The sequence below is a fragment of the Streptococcus mitis SK1080 genome, assembly GCF_000220085.1.
GTDB classification, from domain to species: Bacteria; Bacillota; Bacilli; order Lactobacillales; family Streptococcaceae; genus Streptococcus; species Streptococcus mitis_K.
This window is the reverse complement of record NZ_AFQV01000006.1, coordinates 210574-229070: the sequence shown is the minus strand read 5'-3', so window position 1 is coordinate 229070 and position 18497 is coordinate 210574. Positions and strand designations below refer to the sequence as shown.

Genomic DNA, 18497 nt, shown 5'->3' with positions numbered 1-18497 from the left:
AAAATAAAAGTTAGTTGATTGATTACTTCTCTAAATTTTGGGCACACTAAAAAGAGGTCTTGATACCCAACCTTTAAAATTCAAGCACCTTGAATCCGTGCTGTTGTGCAAAACGAACAGCATCTTGGACAGACATTGTCTGATCTGAATTTCTTATTTCTGTAAGACCTTGTAATCTTGGATTATAACTCTCCTGTTTTAGGAGTACATGGTAGATGGCAACCAATAATCTGCGACAAATAGCGATGATAGTTTTAACATACTTGGGGTGAGCCAAGCAAATGTTGCAGGATTTTTCAAGGATCAAGGATATTGAAGACAGGAATCCAATATTTACCGGTGGATTCCATACAGACATCAAAGCAAGAATAGTATTCTAGCCAATCTCGTAGCTGTACTAAACCATTTGTAAAAGTCGAGAAACGTTTACGATGGTAGGTTGTGATTCCTTGCTTGTCGGTGATGGCAATAACCGCTATAACAAAGGTTTTATGCACATCAATATCACAACAATTAGGATAAATAATTTTTAACACGAGAGTCTCCCTTCACCAAATTTGAGTCTGCCTATCCTTTCCTTTCACAAACGAGTTGTTTATTCAATTATAAGTTTACGTGCTCCTAGTCACAGTTCTTGTGCTTGATGGAAAGAATGGCACCTATAAAAATGCGAGATAGTGGCTATACCACTCACTTATTCACCTCCCCGTGATTTGTAGTAGTGATAGGCTTTCTGACTATTATTATAAAACAAAATAAAGAGCACAACACTTTTTCATTCTGTGTTGTGCCTTGAGTGAAATGAAAGGAATGAATTATAAAAATGAAGAAAACATTTTATCACAAATTCGGTATTTCAATTATTGCTAGTACTTTATTAGCAAGCCAGCTACCGGCAGTATCTGCTTTGACTGTTATTTCAAGTACAGGCGAGGAGTATGAGGTAAGTGAAACATTACAAGAGAGTCCAGGAAATAATAATTTTTCACTTCCGAATGTTTCACCAACTTATGGTCAATATTATACAAATCAGTCAGAAGCCATTATTGGTAACAATGATTTAATTAAGGTAAAAAATACTTTACAATATCCTTATTCTACATCAGCTTATGTAGAAGCAACATTTAAAAATATAGATTCAATAGTAATTAGTAGAGGAAGTGCTTCCTTTATCAAAGACAATGTTTTGATTACAGCAGCTCATGTCGTTTATGACCGTGAGTCTAAAACAGAAGCAACTGAAGTAAAGATTATGCCTGCAGCTACTCCAGATAGCAATCCATTTGGAGAAATAAAAGTCAAAGAAGTTCGTTATTTAAAAGAATTTAGAAATACTGATCCAGATGAGCTTACTACATATGACTTAGCAGTTTTAATTTTGGAAGAACCGATTGGTGCTCAATTAGGGACGTTAGGACTTCCAAATAATTTAGAAAATACTAAAAATCTAGATGTAACAATTACAGGATACCCTTCTTTTAATAAGCATATTAAGCAGATGTATACTGATACAAAAGCGGTACTTCAAGATACAAATGATTTTTTATTCTATCAAGTAGATACTTTACCTGGTGCTAGTGGTTCAGCAGTATATGATTCTAATAATAGGATTGTTGGAGTTCATACTAATGGGAGTAAGTCAGAACAGATGAATTATGCTGTTAAGTTAAATGAGAAGGCTCTATCTTTCATCTATTCTGTTATTCAAGGGCATTCAATTGATGGATGGAAGTTGATTAGTGATACTTGGTATTATTATAAGAACAGTAATAAACAAACAGGTTGGCAAAGTATAAATGGCAAATGGTATTATCTTGAAACCTCTGGTTCAATGTCCACAGGTTGGAAATATGTACGAGGAAGATGGTATTATTTCGATAAGACCAATGGTGATATGAAGACTGGATGGTATAAAGATGGTTCAACATGGTACTATCTAGATCCTACTAATGGAGATATGAAGACAGGTTGGATAAAAGTAGGAGAAAATTGGTATTATCTCAACTCCTCTGGAGCAATGGTTACAGGTAGCCAAACTATCGATGGTAAAGTTTATAATTTCGCCTCATCTGGTGAGTGGATTTAATATTAGAGGACATATAAATGAAACTTTTAAAAAAAACTATGCAAGTTGGACTAACAGCATTTTTCTTTGGTTTGCTAACTACAAATACTGTATTTGCGGATACCACAGGTGGTCAATTTGTTGATAAGGATAATAGAAAATATTATGTAAAAGATGATCATAAAGCAATCTATTGGCATAAAATAGACGGTAAAACTTACTATTTTGGTGATAAAGGAGAAATGGTAGTTGGATGGCAATACTTAGAAATTCCTGGAACAGGTTATCGTGATGATTTATTTGATAATCGTCCAGTCTTCGAAATTGGCCTTCAGGAGAAGTGGTACTATTTTGGACAAGATGGTGCTTTGCTAGAACAAACAGATAAACAAGTACTAGAGGCAAAAACGTCTGAAAATACAGGAAAAGTATACGGTGAACAATATCCTCTATCTGCTGAAAAGAGAACTTATTATTTTGATAATAATTATGCTGTAAAGACAGGCTGGATTTATGAAGACGGCAATTGGTATTATTTAAATAAGCTAGGAAATTTTGGCGATGATTCTTACAATCCACTACCAATTGGTGAAGTTGCTAAGGGTTGGACTCAAGATTTTCATGTTACTATTGACATTGATAGAAGCAAACCTGCTCCATGGTACTACTTGGATCCAAAAACTGGAATCATGCAAACTGGTTGGTATCAACTTGGCAATAAGTGGTACTACCTCCGTTCATCAGGCGCAATGGTAACTGGCTGGTATCAAGAAGGTACCACTTGGTATTATTTAGATCAGCCAAATGGCGATATGAAAACTGGTTGGCAAAACCTTGGTAACAAGTGGTACTATCTCCGTTCATCAGGAGCTATGGCAACTGGTTGGTATCAAGATGGTTCAACTTGGTACTACCTAAATGCAAGTAATGGAGATATGAAGACAGGCTGGTTCCAAGTCAATGGTAAATGGTACTATGCGTATGGTTCAGGTGCTCTAGCTGTTAATACCACAGTAGATGGTTACTACGTAAACTATAATGGTGAGTGGGTTAAGTAACGAATGCTAATCGTAACTGTAGTTGATACTTAACTTAGTAAAAGGGCTTTTTTCTACCATTTGTCAACTCTATCAATTTTTAAGAATTAAATGAGTCAAGACAGTAGCTATTCAGTATGTTTATCTACTGTAGTAAATTGAAGAAAAGCTAAGAACGAGAAAGGACGAAGTTAGTCCTTTCTTTTTTATGTGACTATACTTTCTATTCAAATGAGCTTTTAACCAATCTATTTAGTCAATCAACTCTTAAAACCAAAGAGCAATTTCTCGCTTAGCTGACTCTTCTGAATCTGAACCATGTACAACATTTTGAATAGCTTGGTTTTCACTAGCAGCTTTTGCAAAATCACCTCGAATCGTTCCTGGTAAAGCTTCTTCTGGACGAGTCGCACCCATCATAGTCCGCCAAGTTTCGATTACTTTGGGACCAGAAATGATACCTACAAGAACCGGTCCTGAAGTCATAAATTCACGAATCGGTGGGTAAAAACTTTGACCAACCAAGTCCTGATAGTGCTGATCAATCAACTCTTCTGAAACCTTTGTACGCAACTCCAATTTTTCAATTGTCAATCCACGTTGTTCGATGCGTTTCAACACCTCACCCACTAATCCTCTTTTTACACCGTCTGGTTTAATGATAAAAAATGTTTGTTCCATGCCCGTCTCCTTTGTCAGCTTCTTTCTTTTATTTTACCACATTTCATGGAAAAATGGAGAAAGTTTTCAGAAAAGAGAAAGAGAACCCGAAGGCTCTCTCATTCTCTCTTATTCTACTGTTTCTTCCACAGTTTCAACGGCAGTATCCACAACTACTTCTGTTGTTTCTTCATTTCCTTCTTCCTCTACTGGAGGATTAAGGTATTCTTCTTCGTTGATAGCATGTGGTTCAAGGTTACGGTAACGGGCCATACCAGTACCTGCTGGGATGATCTTACCAATGATAACATTTTCTTTAAGTCCAAGAAGATGGTCTTTCTTACCACGGATAGCTGCATCTGTAAGGACACGAGTTGTTTCCTGGAAGGAAGCCGCTGACAAGAAACTGTTGGTTTCAAGCGAGGCTTTGGTAATTCCCATAAGAACTGGGCGACCTGTCGCTGGAACTCCACCTGCGATAAGGACATCTTTGTTGGCATCTGTAAAGTCATTGATATCCATAAGGGTACCCATGAGAAGGTCTGTATCTCCTGGATCCATGACACGGACTTTACGGATCATTTGACGAACCATTACCTCGATGTGTTTGTCACCGATTTCTACCCCTTGGCTACGGTAAACTTTTTGTACTTCACCGAGAAGGTAAGTTTCAACTGACAAGACATCGCGGACTGCAAGGAGACGTTTTGGTTGGATAGAACCTTCTGTAAGAGCAGCACCACGCGCTACTTGGTCCCCAACTTCGACACGCATACGAGCGGTAAATGGAACAACATATTCCCCTTCGCCAGTTTCACCCTTAACAAAGACTTTCTTAGTACGGGTTGATGCATCTTCTTCGATAGCGGTAACTTGTCCTTTAACCTCTGTGATAACCGCTTCCCCTTTAGGATTACGGGCTTCAAAGATTTCTTGGACACGAGGAAGACCCTGAGTGATATCGGTATTTGAGGCAACCCCACCCGTGTGGAAGGTACGCATTGTAAGCTGTGTACCAGGTTCCCCGATAGATTGGGCAGCGATTGTACCAACTGCTTCACCAACTTCAACCGCATCACCAGTCGCCAAGTTGATACCGTAACAGTGACGGCAGACACCGTGACGAGTGTTACATGTAAATACAGAGCGGATAGTCACTTCTTCCACACCAGCATTGACAATTTCACGCGCTTTGTCTTCTGTAATCAACTCATTTGGACCGATAATCACTGCACCAGTTTCTGGATGTTTAACAGTTTTCTTAGTGTAACGACCATTGAGACGCTCTTCGAGTGACTCGATCATCTCTTTTCCTTCTGCGATAGAGCGGATCAAGAGGCCACGGTCTGTTCCACAGTCGTCTTCACGGATGATAACGTCTTGGGCAACGTCAACCAAACGACGAGTCAAGTAACCTGAGTCGGCTGTCTTAAGGGCCGTATCGGTCATACCTTTACGCGCACCGTGAGTTGAGAAGAACATTTCCAATACCGACAAACCTTCACGGAAGTTTGAAAGGATTGGCAATTCCATGATACGTCCGTTCGGAGCAGCCATCAGACCACGCATACCGGCAAGCTGTGAGAAGTTTGAGATATTACCACGGGCTCCAGAGTCCATCATCATAACGATTGGGTTCTTAGGATCTTGGTTGGCAATCAAACGTTTCTCTAGTTTTTCACGGGCAGCACGCCATTCTGCTGTAACAGCATTGTAACGCTCGTCGTCTGTGATCATACCACGACGGAATTGTTTGGTGATTTGTTCTACACGTTTGTGTGATTCTTCAATGATTTCAGCCTTGTCGTCAACGACTGGGATATCGGCAATACCCACTGTCAATCCTGCAAGAGTTGAGTGGTGGTAACCGAGGTTCTTCATGCGGTCAAGTAGGGCAGAAGTTTCTGTCGTACGGAAACGTTTGAAGATTTCAGCGATGATATTCCCAAGGTTTTTCTTCTTGAATGGAGGGTTAAGTTCAAGATTGCTGATAGCTTCCTTGATATCTCCACCAAGTGGCAAGAAGTATTTAGCTGGAACGCCTTCTGTCAAGTTGGCATTGTTTGGTTCTTGCAAGTATGGTAGACCCTCTGGCATGATGTCGTTGAAGAGAATTTTACCAACTGTTGTAAGCAAGACTTTATGTTTTTGCTCTTCTGTCCAAGGCTTGTTGAGGCTGTCTGTTGCGATACCAACACGTGAGTGGAGATGAACATAACCATTACGGTAAGCCATAACCGCTTCGTCACGGTCTTTGAAGACCATTCCTTCACCTTCACGACCAGCTTCTTCCATGGTCAAATAGTAGTTACCCAAAACCATGTCCTGAGATGGAGTAACAACTGGTTTACCGTCTTTCGGGTTCAAGATGTGCTCAGCAGCGAGCATGAGGATACGAGCTTCTGCTTGGGCTTCTTCTGAAAGCGGTACGTGGATGGCCATTTGGTCCCCGTCAAAGTCGGCATTGTAGGCTTCACAGACAAGTGGGTGCAAGCGAAGGGCCTTACCATCAATCAAGACTGGCTCGAAGGCTTGGATACCCAAACGGTGAAGGGTCGGTGCGCGGTTCAAAAGTACTGGGTGCTCTTTGATTACTTCTTCAAGAATATCCCAGATACGCTCATCTCCGCGTTCCACCAAGCGTTTAGCTGCTTTGACGTTTTGCACGATATCACGGGCAACGATTTCACGCATCACGAATGGCTTAAAGAGCTCTATCGCCATTTCACGTGGCACACCACATTGGTACATCTTAAGCGTTGGACCAACGGCAATAACGGAACGTCCTGAAAAGTCAACACGTTTACCGAGCAAGTTTTGACGGAAGCGTCCTTGTTTACCTTTAAGCATATGGCTCAATGATTTAAGAGGACGGCTACCTGGTCCTGTGATTGGACGACCACGACGACCATTGTCAATCAAAGCGTCAACCGCTTCTTGAAGCATACGCTTCTCATTTTGAACGATGATACCAGGCGCATTCAACTCAAGCAAACGAGCCAAACGGTTGTTACGGTTGATAACACGGCGGTAAAGGTCATTCAAGTCAGATGAGGCAAAACGGCCACCATCCAACTGCAACATTGGACGAAGATCTGGTGGGATAACCGGAAGGATGTTAAGAATCATCCATTCAGGTTTGTTTCCAGACTTGTAAAAGGCATCCAAAACATCCAAACGACGGATGGCTTTGACACGTTTTTGTCCAGTCGCTGTTTTCAACTCTTCTTTGAGTTCAGCAATTTCTTTTTCAAGATCTACTTGTTTTAAAAGGTCTTGGATAGCTTCGGCACCCATCTTGGCAACGAATGATCCATAACCATACTCACGCAAGCGCTCACGGTATTCGCGCTCTGTCATGATAGACTTGTGCTCAAGTGGTGTGTCCTTAGGATCAATCACCACATAAGCCGCAAAGTAGATAACTTCCTCGAGGGCACGAGGGCTCATATCAAGGGTCAAGCCCATACGGCTTGGAATCCCCTTGAAGTACCAGATGTGAGATACAGGAGCTTTCAATTCGATATGTCCCATACGCTCACGACGAACTTTTGTACGCGTTACTTCAACCCCACAGCGGTCACAAACAATTCCTCTGTAACGAATGCGTTTGTACTTACCACAAGCACATTCCCAGTCTTTTGTAGGTCCAAAGATAACTTCATCAAAGAGACCTTCACGTTCTGGTTTCAAGGTACGGTAATTGATTGTTTCAGGTTTTTTGACTTCTCCATAAGACCATGAACGGACTTTGCTTGGAGAAGCTAGGGTGATTTGCATACTTTTAAAACGATTTACATCAACCACTATTTCTTCCCTTTCTATTCTAAGTGAACTGCTTATTCTTGTTCAGCAGCTTCTTCTGTTGCTTCCGCTTTTGTTGCTTTCTCAGCTTCTTCAGCTTCAAAGGCTGCTTTAGCCTCTTGGGCTGCTTTTTCGCGGGCTTTTTCAAGGTCATCTACGTGGATGACATCTTCGTCCATTCCTTCATCCAAGTCGCGAAGTTCCACTTCTTGGTCATCTTCGTCTAGGACACGCATGTCAAGACCAAGAGATTGCAATTCTTTGACAAGAACTCGGAAGGATTCTGGAACACCTGGTTTTGGAATTGGTTTTCCTTTTGTAATAGCTTCATAAGCTTTCAAACGTCCGTTGATATCGTCAGACTTGTAAGTCAAGATTTCTTGAAGGACATTTGACGCACCGTAGGCTTCAAGAGCCCAAACCTCCATCTCACCGAAACGTTGTCCACCAAACTGAGCTTTACCTCCGAGTGGTTGTTGAGTAACGGTTGAGTATGGTCCGACTGAACGCGCGTGCAATTTATCATCAACCATGTGGTGGAGTTTGATCATGTACATGACACCAACTGACACACGGTTATCAAACGGTTCCCCAGTACGTCCATCGTAAAGGATTGTTTTGGCATCGCTATCCATACCAGCTTCTTTAACAGTTGACCAAAGATCTTCAGAACTTGCTCCGTCAAAGACTGGTGTTGCGATGTGAATACCAAGAGTACGAGCAGCCATACCAAGGTGGAGCTCCATAACCTGACCGATATTCATACGTGATGGCACCCCAAGTGGGTTCAACATGATGTCGACTGGAGTTCCGTCTGGAAGGTAAGGCATGTCTTCTACGGGAACGATACGAGAGACAACCCCTTTGTTTCCGTGACGTCCGGCCATCTTATCTCCGACCTTGATCTTACGTTTTTGAGCGATGTAGACGCGAACCAGCATATTAACACCTGATTGCAACTCATCTCCATTTGCACGTGTAAAGATCTTAACATCACGAACGACACCATCGGCACCGTGTGGTACACGAAGAGAAGTATCACGCACTTCACGAGATTTATCTCCGAAGATAGCGTGCAAGAGACGTTCTTCAGCTGAAAGGTCTTTCTCACCCTTAGGTGTTACTTTACCTACAAGGATATCACCTTCTTTAACCTCAGCACCGATACGGATAATACCCATTTCGTCAAGGTCTTTAAGGGCATCTTCACCAACGTTTGGAATTTCACGAGTAATTTCTTCAGGCCCAAGCTTTGTATCGCGTGTTTCTGATTCGTATTCTTCAAGGTGGACAGATGTGTAGACATCGTCTTTCACCAAGCGTTCGCTCATGATAACGGCATCCTCGAAGTTGTAACCTTCCCAAGTCATGTAGGCAACGATTGGGTTTTGTCCAAGCGCCATTTCTCCATTTTCCATAGAAGGGCCGTCAGCGATGAAATCGCCTTTTTCAACAACATCGCCAACTTTTACGAGAGTACGTTGGTTGTAGGCAGTACCTGAGTTTGAACGACGGAATTTTTGGATGTGGTAAACGTCCAATGAACCATCTTCACGACGAACTTCTACCTTGTCAGCATCTGCGTAAGTAACTTTACCATCATACTGAGCAATCACAGCCGCTCCAGAGTCGTGGGCTGCTTGGTATTCCATACCAGTACCAACGTAAGGTGCCTGAGGATTAATCAATGGCACAGCCTGACGTTGCATGTTGGCTCCCATAAGGGCACGGTTGGAGTCATCGTTTTCCAAGAAAGGAATACATGCTGTCGCAACGGCAACTACCTGTTTTGGTGATACGTCCATGTAGTCAACAACATTAGCTGGATACTCTTGGTTGACCCCTTGGTGACGTCCCATGACAACTTTTTCAGCAAATGTTCCATCTTCATTCAGACGAGAATTAGCCTGTGCTACAGTAAATTCATCTTCTTCATCGGCTGTCAACCAAACGATTTCGTTCGTGACAACACCTGTTTCACGGTCAACCTTACGGTATGGTGTTTGAACAAAACCATACTTGTTCAAGTGTCCATATGATGACAAGTTATTGATCAAACCGATGTTAGGTCCTTCAGGTGTCTCGATTGGACACATACGGCCGTAGTGAGTGTAGTGCACGTCACGTACTTCATATCCAGCACGGTCACGTGTCAAACCACCAGGTCCTAAGGCTGACAAACGGCGTTTGTGAGACAACTCAGAAAGTGGGTTGTGTTGGTCCATGAACTGTGACAACTGTGATGAACCAAAGAATTCTTTAACCGCAGCTGTTACAGGACGGATATTGATAATTTGTTGTGGTGTCAAGACTTCATTGTCCTGAACAGACATACGTTCACGGACATTACGTTCCATACGAGAAAGTCCAAGGCGTACTTGGTTGGCAAGCAATTCACCAACCGCACGGATACGACGGTTCCCAAGGTGATCGATATCATCAACACGGCCAAGCCCCTCAGCCAAGTTGAGGAAGTAGCTCATCTCAGCAAGGATATCTGCAGGAGTCACCGTACGAACCTTGTCATCTGGATTGGCATTACCGATGATTGTTACGACACGGTCTGGATCCGTTGGTGCAACAACCTTGAACTTTTGAAGAACAACTGGCTCAGTCACAACAGCTGCATCATTTGGAATGTAAACAATCTTGTTCAAATCACCATCCAAATGGCTTTCAATGCTTTCAATCACACTACGAGTCATGATTGTACCAGCTTCTACCAAGATTTCTCCAGTTTCAGGGTCTACCAATGGCTCCGCAATGGTTTGGTTGAGCAAACGTGTTTTAACATTGAGTTTTTTATTGATCTTGTAACGACCAACTGCTGCCAAGTCATAGCGACGTGGGTCAAAGAAACGAGCTACAAGCAAGCTACGTGAGCTTTCAGCAGTCTTAGGCTCACCTGGACGAAGACGTTCGTAAATTTCTTTCAAAGCTTCGTCGGTACGAGAGTCCATTGGATTCTTGTGGATATCTTTTTCAACAGTGTTGCGAACCAATTCGCTATCACCAAAAATATCAAAGATTTCATCATCACCTGAGAAACCAAGCGCACGAACCAAGGTTGTAAATGGAATCTTACGAGTACGGTCGATACGAGTGTAGGCGATGTCTTTTGAGTCGCTTTCAAGTTCCAACCAAGCTCCACGGTTAGGAATAACAGTTGAACCGTAGCCCACTTTACCGTTTTTGTCAACTTTGTCATTAAAGTAAACACCTGGTGAGCGGACCAACTGAGATACGATGATACGTTCACCACCATTGATGATGAAGGTACCCATTTCTGTCATGATTGGGAAATCACCAAAGAAAACTTCTTGGGTTTTGATTTCGCCTGTTTCTTTATTGATCAAGCGGAAGGTTACAAAAATTGGTGCTGAGTAGCTAGCATCGTGGATACGAGCTTCTTCTAGCGTGTATTTTGGTTCCTTGATTTCATATCCAACAAATTCCAACTCCATTGTGTCTGTGAAGTTTGAAATTGGCAATACATCTTCAAATACTTCCTTAAGACCGTGGTCTAGGAAATCTTTGAATGAGTCAGTTTGAATTTCAATCAAATTTGGTAAGTCAAGAACTTCTTTGATTCTTGAAAAACTACGACGGGTACGATGTTTCCCGTATTGAACGTCATGTCCTGCCAAGATGATTCTCCTTTGTAAATAAGTTCCAAGCCTTGTCAATTAGGCTTTTCTAATCGTCATATGGTTGTAAAACCCCTATCACCGTGTCCCCTTGACGAATTTTCAGAATCTTTAAGTCTTTGTTACAAGTACTCAAAATCCTGAAAAAAAGCACAAAAAGAGCAGCTAAATCTGACTTTTTCAGAAGATTTAACTGCTGTGAGCCTTGTCTGGACAATATTTCAGACAAAACCTACGACAAATGATTACTCATATTATACCCTATTTAGCTAGATTTTTCAAGGGATTCTGTAGATTTTTGCTAATTTTTTCCGTAGGGTAACTTCTCAAAGTAACTTCTACTTGACTTGCCGAAGTGGAAATTAGTCTAAAACGGATTTTTATGGTGGAATTAAGTATGAGACGTTTGAAAATGTTTTAATAGCAACAACGTACTATTCTAGTTTCAATACCCTATAGAAGTTACCCTTTTCATTCTCTCAAAAGCCAATCATAAAAGAGGAGAAATCGAAGTTTCTCCTCTTCACTGTTTACTATCGAATCAAGTAAATCAAATCGTTACTCATTCACAATTTTTTCATCAACTTTAGGGTTTAGAGTTGTTCCCCAATGTGTAATTGTACGCTGTTGTACTAGTGGTAAGTCTGTGCGGTTGTAAACTGTACGCCATGGTTCCCATACAAGACCCGTCTTTTCTTGAACCTTGATACGAAGATTACGGACATTTCCTCTAAATTGAATCTCTGTTTGGAAGCCTGAAGTTCTGTTTTTTCCGTTATCTTCCCATTGACGTGAACGGATTTCTGGATTTCCTTGTTCATCATATGTAATTTCATCCCAATAGATGTAGTAACGCGCAACATAAGCACCCTTATGATGAAGTTTCAAGAAGCCATTTTTGTAAGAAGTAACCTTCGTTTCGATATAGTCTGTACTATTTTGTAAAGTTGCTTGAGCATTATCTTTTAGGAAGGCAGTCTTATATGAGATTGGCACAGCTGGACTTTGAGCGCTAAAGTTAGCTCCTTCTCTGATGAGTTCCTTCAAGTTTTCGACTGTTCCTGTGACAACTTTGGCGGCACCGCTAGCATTACCTCCTACAATTACCGCTGTTACAGAAGTATTCTTCAATAGACGGCTCCATTCAGAATTTGGAGCAATTGTTGCGCCTTTGATAACCGCATTGATAGCTGCTTTTAATTCAGTAGACTTACTTGTTGACTCAAACTTAACATAGATTTGACGTCCGTAAGAAACGTTTGATACATATACAGGTGGAGTTTGTGAATCAACGCCTCTTTGTTTTAAATCTTCAGGTGTCACACTCTTGTCAAATACAGCTGCTGGATTAGTCGGTGCATCAAATGTCGCTGTATAGTAGATTTGTTTAAAGTTTACAACTTCAATTTGCTTTTCACCCTTTTGCACAGCCTCAAAGTCAATCTTGAGCGGTGCGCCTGCTTTTTCAAAGTCTGCACCAAATTTTGCTTTCAATTGATTCATGCTATAGGCTGTAGTTGATTCATACTGAACACGGGCAGGAACGGAATGGCTAGATGAGTAATTCTTTGTCCATCTTTCAACCAAGGTATTCATCGCAGACTGCATACCACTAGTTGTAGGATCTGCTTCAATTCGGCTGTCAGACTGAATCATACCAGGTAAATCGACGCTGACTGTCCCCTTTGCACGGGCAAGACTAATCAATTCTGGCTGATTTTCTAGCAGATTTTGGTTTGCCTTATACAAGCCACCTAGGAAGACATTTTGATTTCCATTGATGGAAACATCTGCTGTGCCTGTAGAGAGGGTTTTCTTGATTTTTTCTACAACGACAAACTCTCCATTTTGTTCCTTAGCACTTGTGTTGTAGCGATTTTCTAAGGTTTCTCCCTTGCGAGTTAAAATATCTAAAGGATTATAAGTTAAGCCAAAAAGGTAGTCTTTCAATGCTGATGTTTGATCTACTACTGGTGCAGTTCTATCCTGTCCAACTTGAGTTGTTGCTGAACGGAATACTTCCACTTCTGCCAAGCTCAATGGGGTATTTTTAGTTTTCAACTCCACTTTTACATAACGAGCGCCTTTGGCGGTGAAGAAAACTTCAAGTTCTGCCTTCCCATTCAAATTATCAAAGTGTTGACGAGCAACTTCTTGTTTTGCTTCATTTAACAAAACAACATCAAAATTAGAAAGACGATTAGCTACATTCCCATCTCCACGATTGTAAAGTTTAACTTTTCCAACATTCTCTGTTTTTCCAAGATCAACTTGCCACCAAGCATTGTCTTCAAAGTTTGTATGCGTTACAGAATGGTGCCCATAGTCACTATCAACATTACCATCCACTGCTCGTGTAGCAGCTCCTCCATAAGCAGTAGAACTTTGACTAGCTTGTTTTCCACGAGCAATGTTTTCTGTCTCAACTGGACGATTCCCTTGCTCTGTAGCCAAAGCTACTCCCTGAGCGTTCAATAAAAAGGCCGCAACAACAGCACTACACACACCGAGTCCACACTTTTTGACAAAGCGATGCAAACGTTTTTCTTGATTCATTCCTTATTCCTCCGTTTTTAAATGAATACGTTTTCCTATTTGTCTATAGTCTATCAAATTTCAAGTAAAAGTCAAGCACAAATCAGCAAAAAAGTCAAGAAAATAAGAAGAAAACGTTTGCTGAATTTTTCTGATATTTTCTTTAGATTTCCAGTAAATACTATAATTTGGAAACTAGATAAAACTTGAGAAGCGCTAGCTTTTTCTCTTCCTATTTATAGTTTCGCTAGATGAACTTTTTAAAGAAATATTAGAGATTAATTTCTGAATAAAAATAGCTGGGAACACATCATCTTCCTAATAATACGGCTTAGCTTATGTGACATTTTTATACTCTTCGAAAATCTCTTCAAACCACGTCAACGTCGCCTTGCCGTACTCAAGTACAGCCTGCGGCTAGTTTCCTAGTTTGCTCTTTGATTTTCATTGAGTATTATTTCCATTATTTATACTGATATATAAAATAATACGGAAAACTTCTCAAAAGTAAGAATTTCTTTGACAAACCAAAGAAAACGCTTGCATATTGTTTTACTACATGCTATACTGATATAGAAATTTATTGATTGGAGAATCATTATGAGAAAAACCCCAGCTCAAACTGAGAAAAAAATGGTCTACAGCATCCGTTCCCTCAAAAATGGAACTGGTTCTGTCCTTATCGGCGCAAGCCTTGTCTTGCTTGCCATGGCTACACCAACTATCTCAGCCAACGAAAGTACACCAACCACTAACGCAAGTAATAGTGAAACCACTACTGCCCTTGCCCAACCTCTTACTGATGCAACAAACATCGCTGGCAAGAACGAAAGCGATTTTTCTTCACCTAACAATGCAAACGCTTCCCTAGAGAAAAAAGAAGAAAAACCTGCAACAGAGCCATCAACTTCTGCTGCAACTCCCGCCGATTCAGCACCACAATCCGGACAAGATCGTTCAAATGAGCCAACTACTTCTACGAGTCCAGTAGCAACTGAAACTAAGGCAGAAGAGCCAATCGAAGACAACTACTTCCGTATCCATGTCAAAAAACTTCCTGAAGAAAACAAGGATGCTCAAGGACTTTGGACTTGGGATGATGTTGAAAAGCCTTCTGAAAACTGGCCTAACGGAGCCTTGTCCTTTAAGGATGCCAAAAAAGATGACTACGGCTATTACCTAGATGTCAAATTAAAGGGAGAACAAGCCAAGAAAATTAGCTTCCTCATCAACAATACAGCTGGAAAAAATCTAACCGGCGATAAATCTGTAGAAAAACTAGTTCCACAAATGAACGAGGCTTGGTTAGACCAAGATTACAAGGTTTTCTCTTACGAACCACAACCTGCAGGTACTGTTCGCGTCAACTATTACCGCACTGACGGCAACTATGACAAGAAATCTCTCTGGTACTGGGGAGATGTAAAAAATCCAAGTAGCGCTCAATGGCCTGACGGAACAGACTTTACAGCTACAGGCAAATATGGTCGCTATATCGACATTCCTCTTAAGGATGCCGCCAAAGAATTTGGATTTTTGCTATTAGATGAGAGCAAACAAGGAGACGACGTGAAAATCCGTAAAGAAGATTATAAATTTACAGATTTGAAAAATCATAGCCAAATTTTCCTAAAAGACGATGATGAATCGATTTACACAAATCCATACTATGTTCATGATATCCGTATGACAGGTGCTCAACACGTAGGAACTTCTAGCATTGAAAGTAGTTTTTCAACACTTGTCGGTGCTAAAAAAGAAGATATCCTCAAGCACTCCAACATCACTAATCACCTAGGAAACAAAGTAACTATTACCGATGTTGCAATCGATGAAGCTGGTAAGAAAGTGACCTACAGCGGAGATTTCTCTGACACAAAACATCCATATACTGTTAGCTACAATTCCGACCAATTCACTACCAAAACAAGCTGGCGCCTGAAAGATGAGACTTACAGTTATGATGGCAAACTTGGAGCTGACCTCAAAGAAGAAGGAAAACAGGTTGATTTGACCCTCTGGTCACCAAGTGCTGATAAGGTTTCTGTCGTTGTCTACGACAAGAATGACCCTGAAAAAGTGGTTGGAACTGTCGCTCTTGAAAAAGGGGAAAGAGGAACTTGGAAACAAACTCTAGATAGCACAAACAAACTCGGAATCACTGATTTCACTGGCTACTATTATCAATACCAAATCGAGCGTCAGGGTAAAACTGTTCTTGCACTCGATCCTTACGCTAAATCTCTCGCTGCTTGGAACAGCGATCTTGCAAAAACAGACGCTTCCCATAAAGTGGCTAAAGCTGCCTTTGTAAATCCAGCCAAACTAGGACCTCAAGACTTAACTTATGGTAAGATTCACAACTTCAAGACTCGTGAAGATGCCGTTATCTACGAAGCTCATGTGCGTGACTTCACTTCAGATCCCGCTATCGCAAAAGACTTGACCAAACCATTTGGTACCTTTGAAGCCTTTATCGAAAAACTAGACTACCTCAAAGACTTGGGTGTAACCCACATCCAGCTCCTTCCAGTCTTGTCTTACTACTTTGTCAATGAGTTGAAGAACCACGAACGCTTATCTGACTATGCTTCAAGCAACAGCAACTACAACTGGGGATATGACCCTCAAAACTACTTCTCCTTGACTGGTATGTACTCAAGCGATCCTAAGAATCCAGAAAAACGAATCGCAGAATTTAAAAACCTCATCAACGAAATCCACAAACGTGGCATGGGAGCTATCTTAGATGTCGTTTATAACCACACAGCCAAAGTCGATATCTTTGAAGATTTAGAGCCAAACTACTACCACTTTATGGATGCTGATGGCACACCTCGCACTAGCTTTGGTGGTGGACGTTTGGGGACAACTCACCATATGACCAAACGTCTCCTAGTTGACTCTATCAAATATCTAGTTGATACCTACAAAGTAGATGGATTCCGTTTCGATATGATGGGAGACCATGACGCCGCTTCTATCGAAGAAGCTTACAAGGCTGCACGCGCCCTCAATCCAAACCTCATCATGCTTGGTGAAGGTTGGAGAACCTATGCTGGTGATGAAAACATGCCTACTAGAGCTGCTGACCAAGATTGGATGAAACACACCGATACTGTAGCTGTCTTCTCAGATGACATCCGTAACAACCTCAAATCTGGTTATCCAAACGAAGGTCAACCTGCTTTTATCACAGGTGGCAAGCGTGATATCAACACTATCTTCAAAAATCTGATTGCTCAACCAACCAACTTTGAAGCAGACAGCCCTGGAGATGTCATCCAATACATCGCAGCCCATGACAACTTGACCCTCTTTGACATTATCGCTCAGTCTATTAAAAAAGACCCAAGCAAGGCTGAGAACTATGCTGAAATCCACCGTCGTTTGCGACTTGGAAATCTCATGGTCTTGACAGCTCAAGGAACTCCATTTATCCACTCTGGTCAAGAATACGGACGTACCAAACAATTCCGTGACCCAGCCTACAAGACTCCAGTAGCAGAGGACAAACAACCAAACAAATCTCACTTGTTGCGTGATAAGGATGGCAATCCATTTGACTATCCTTACTTCATCCATGATTCTTACGATTCTAGCGATGCAGTCAACAAGTTTGACTGGACTAAAGCTACAGATAGAAAAGCATATCCTGAAAATGTCAAGAGTCGTGACTATATGAAAGGGTTGATTGCCCTTCGTCAATCTACAGATGCCTTCCGACTTAAGAGTCTTCAAGATATCAAGGACCGTGTCCACCTCATCACTGTCCCAGGCCAAAATGGTGTGGAAAAAGAAGATGTAGTGATTGGCTACCAAATCACTGCTCCAAACGGAGATATCTACGCAGTCTTTGTCAATGCGGATGAAAAAGCTCGCGAATTTAATTTGGGAACTGCCTTTGCCCACCTCAGAAATGCTGAAGTTTTAGCCGATGAAAACCAAGCAGGACCAGTCGGAATTGCCAACCCGAAAGGACTTGAATGGACTGAAAAAGGCTTGAAATTAAACGCCCTTACTGCCACTGTTCTTCGAGTCTCTCAAAATGGAACTAGCCATGAGTCATCTGCAGAAGAGAAACCAGACTCAACCCCTTCCAAGCCTGAACATCAAAATGAAGCTTCTCACCCTGCACATCAAGATCCAGCTCCAAAAGCTAAACCTGATTCTACTAAACCATCTGCAACAGTAGCTGATGCAGAAAATAAACCTAGCCAAGCTACAACTGATTCACAAGCTGAACAACCACGTAAGGACAATAATACTCAATCACTTCCATCTACGCCTACTCAAACCATTGTCACTTCCTATACTCCAGCTTATACAAATAAGAAACCGGAAACTCCAAATCAGACAACTAAAGCTAGTTGGAAACAAGAAAATGGTATCTGGTATCTCCATAAAGCAGACGGTTCTCTAGCTACTGGTTGGGTGAAAGATGGAGATACTTGGTATTACCTAAAAGATGATGGCTCTATGGTTACTGGCTGGGTGAAAGATGGAGATACTTGGTACTTCCTAAATAGTAACGGTTCTATGTCAACCGGTTGGGTTAAGGATGGAGATACTTGGTACTATCTAGATCCATCAGGAGCTATGAAAGAAAATCAATGGTTTGAAGTTTCTGGCAAATGGTACTATGTTGATTCATCAGGTAAACTTGCAGTTAATACAAGAGTTGAAGGCTATTTGGTCAATGAAAACGGTGAATGGGTTAGCTAAAACTGCTACTGTATAACCTTTGCA

7 protein-coding genes and 1 pseudogene are annotated in these 18497 nt (G+C 41.4%); 3 read left to right on the top strand and 5 right to left on the bottom strand.

All coding sequences use genetic code 11. The features are described 5' to 3' along the window. Nucleotides 1–247: 247 nt before the first annotated feature. Nucleotides 248–536 (bottom strand): annotated as a pseudogene (locus HMPREF9957_RS12460) (IS110 family transposase); the annotation flags it as partial. Nucleotides 537–823: 287 nt separating this feature from the next. Here HMPREF9957_RS12460 and HMPREF9957_RS04480 point away from each other — a divergent pair. Then, nucleotides 824–2086, top strand: a complete 1263-nt coding sequence (locus tag HMPREF9957_RS04480) for a trypsin-like peptidase domain-containing protein (protein ID WP_000750715.1) — start codon at nt 824–826, stop codon at nt 2084–2086. A gap of 17 nt (nt 2087–2103) precedes the next feature. Further along, a complete protein-coding gene (cbpC, locus tag HMPREF9957_RS04475; RefSeq protein ID WP_000771151.1) occupies nt 2104–3123 on the top strand; it encodes a choline-binding protein CbpC in 1020 nt (339 codons plus the stop codon). Nucleotides 3124–3369: 246 nt separating this feature from the next. Here the strand turns inward: cbpC and ndk are convergent, their stop codons facing one another. From ndk to HMPREF9957_RS04455, 4 genes are all read right to left on the bottom strand, one after another. Then, complete coding sequence (gene ndk / locus HMPREF9957_RS04470; protein ID WP_000438302.1) at nt 3370–3783, bottom strand: nucleoside-diphosphate kinase; 414 nt, start codon at nt 3781–3783, stop codon at nt 3370–3372. A gap of 108 nt (nt 3784–3891) precedes the next feature. Further along, nucleotides 3892–7569, bottom strand: coding sequence for a DNA-directed RNA polymerase subunit beta' (rpoC, locus tag HMPREF9957_RS04465; protein ID WP_000228746.1), 3678 nt, complete (start codon nt 7567–7569; stop codon nt 3892–3894). Nucleotides 7570–7601: 32 nt separating this feature from the next. After that, on the bottom strand, nt 7602–11213 hold the full coding sequence (rpoB, locus tag HMPREF9957_RS04460; RefSeq protein ID WP_000907166.1) for a DNA-directed RNA polymerase subunit beta: 3612 nt from the start codon (nt 11211–11213) through the stop codon (nt 7602–7604). A 558-nt stretch (nt 11214–11771) separates the two neighbouring features. Continuing rightward, entirely contained in the window at nt 11772–13769 is a 1998-nt protein-coding gene (locus tag HMPREF9957_RS04455) for a thiol-activated cytolysin family protein (RefSeq protein WP_001071077.1), read from the bottom strand. Nucleotides 13770–14348: 579 nt separating this feature from the next. Here HMPREF9957_RS04455 and HMPREF9957_RS04450 point away from each other — a divergent pair. Further along, nucleotides 14349–18473: a pullulanase gene (locus HMPREF9957_RS04450; RefSeq protein WP_004242018.1), complete on the top strand. Its 4125-nt coding sequence runs from the start codon at nt 14349–14351 to the stop codon at nt 18471–18473. Nucleotides 18474–18497: the final 24 nt, after the last annotated feature.

What these genes read in the sequence shown, in the direction of transcription:
- ndk (WP_000438302.1), bottom strand. Translation starts at nt 3,783, where the DNA reads ATGGAACAAACATTTTTTATCATTAAACCAGACGGTGTAAAAAGAGGA.
- HMPREF9957_RS04450 (WP_004242018.1), top strand. Translation starts at nt 14,349, where the DNA reads ATGAGAAAAACCCCAGCTCAAACTGAGAAAAAAATGGTCTACAGCATC.
- HMPREF9957_RS04480 (WP_000750715.1), top strand. Translation starts at nt 824, where the DNA reads ATGAAGAAAACATTTTATCACAAATTCGGTATTTCAATTATTGCTAGT.
- HMPREF9957_RS04455 (WP_001071077.1), bottom strand. Translation starts at nt 13,769, where the DNA reads ATGAATCAAGAAAAACGTTTGCATCGCTTTGTCAAAAAGTGTGGACTC.
- cbpC (WP_000771151.1), top strand. Translation starts at nt 2,104, where the DNA reads ATGAAACTTTTAAAAAAAACTATGCAAGTTGGACTAACAGCATTTTTC.